The following is a 1,542-nucleotide window of genomic DNA, read 5'->3' as shown; positions in this document are numbered from 1 at the left end:
TGTCTAGTCTCAGCGGATGGTTGACGCATGTCTCGGGGCATGGTTGACGGTGTCTCCTGGGACATGGTTTACATGTGTCCTGGGGCATGGTTGACGGACCGTCGGTTGTTGACCGTGTATGAGTACACAGTCACAGCAGCAGTCGATTCATTCCAGCGGCAGCGACGGGACGGCGCGTAGCGAGTTCCTGCGCAACAAGGCCATCATCAACGCGATCAACGAGGGCATGCCGGTGGCGGAGGCGGCCCGCCGCCACGGGGTCACGCGCCAGTGGGCGCACGAGCTGAAGCGCCGGTGGGAACGTGAGGGCGAGGCGGGCCTGCTGCCTCGTTCCCGTCGCGCGCATCGCATCGCGAACAGGACCGACGGGCGGCTCGTGGAGCGGCTCGTCGCGATCCGCCGCGAGCTGGATTCCAAGGGTCTGGACGCGGGCCCGGAGTCCATCGCCGCCAGATTGGAGCGCGAGGGTCTCAGGCCTCCGGCGAACTCGACCATCCACCGGATCCTCAAGGACGCGGGACTGGTCCGCCCGGAGCCGAGGAAACGGCCGAAATCCTCGTACACGCGGTTCGAGGCCGCGCTGCCGAACGAGACATGGCAGTCGGACTTCACCCACTGGCCGCTCGCCGACGGCACGGACGCGCTCATCGTCTCCTGGCTCGACGACCACTCCCGGTTCCTGCTCTACTCGCATGCGTTCGCGGCGGTGACCATGAAGACGATCGAGGACTCGTTCCGCCGGACGTGCTCCGCGTACGGCATCCCCGCGTCCACGCTCACCGACAACGGCAGCGTGTACACGACCCGGCTCCTGTCCGCCGACCCCGGCCCGTTCGAACGCCTGCTCGCCCTGATGGGCGTGAGGCAGAAGAACGGCAAGCCGTATCACCCCCAGACGCAGGGCAAGATCGAACGCTGGCACCGCACCCTCAAGCAATGGCTCACGGCCCGCCCGCTGGCGAAGGATATCGACGCGCTCAACACGCAGCTCGACGAGTTCAGGCACGAGTACAACGAGGAGCGCCCGCACCGCGCATTGAACCGCCGCACGCCCAGGGAGGCGTATGAGGCGAAGGGCAAGGCCGGCCCCGACCCCGAGCTCGCCGCCCGCGAACAGGCCAGACGCGAACGGGAGGAACGGGAAGCCGCCGCCAGGCCCGCGCGCAACAGGCCCGTCCCCATCGCCGAACGAAAGGAACCCGCCCGCGTCGATGTCACCGTCCCCGCGCGGACGCATAAGGTCGACCAGCGCGGTTGTGTCACACAGAAGGGCATCGCGGGCGGACGGCGTACCATCAACGTCGGCAAGGAGAACGCCGGCAGGACCGTGGAGCTGGAAGTCGTCCACGGCATCGTCACCGTCACCGACACCGAGACCGGCGAGATCCTCGCCGACCAGACCCTCGACACCACCCGCGACTACCAGTACCGCAAACCCATACCCGGCGTCAACGATGCCCCAGGACACATGTAAACCATGCCCCAGGAGACCGTGTCAACAATGCCCCGAGACATACGTCAAGTATGCCCCAAGACAATACA

1 protein-coding gene is annotated in these 1,542 nt (G+C 66.7%); it reads left to right on the top strand.

Going from position 1 to position 1,542, the window contains the following annotated elements; all coding sequences use genetic code 11:
* Window positions 1-118: 118 nt before the first annotated feature.
* On the top strand, window positions 119-1,474 hold the full coding sequence (locus DSM100685_RS10615; RefSeq protein ID WP_152351305.1) for an IS481 family transposase: 1,356 nt from the start codon (window positions 119-121) through the stop codon (window positions 1,472-1,474).
* Window positions 1,475-1,542: the final 68 nt, after the last annotated feature.

Source organism: Bifidobacterium avesanii (assembly GCF_009299475.1).
Taxonomy (GTDB): Bacteria; Actinomycetota; Actinomycetes; order Actinomycetales; family Bifidobacteriaceae; genus Bifidobacterium; species Bifidobacterium avesanii.
Note: the sequence above shows the minus strand (reverse complement) of the source record. Positions and strands in the feature narration are given on the sequence as shown.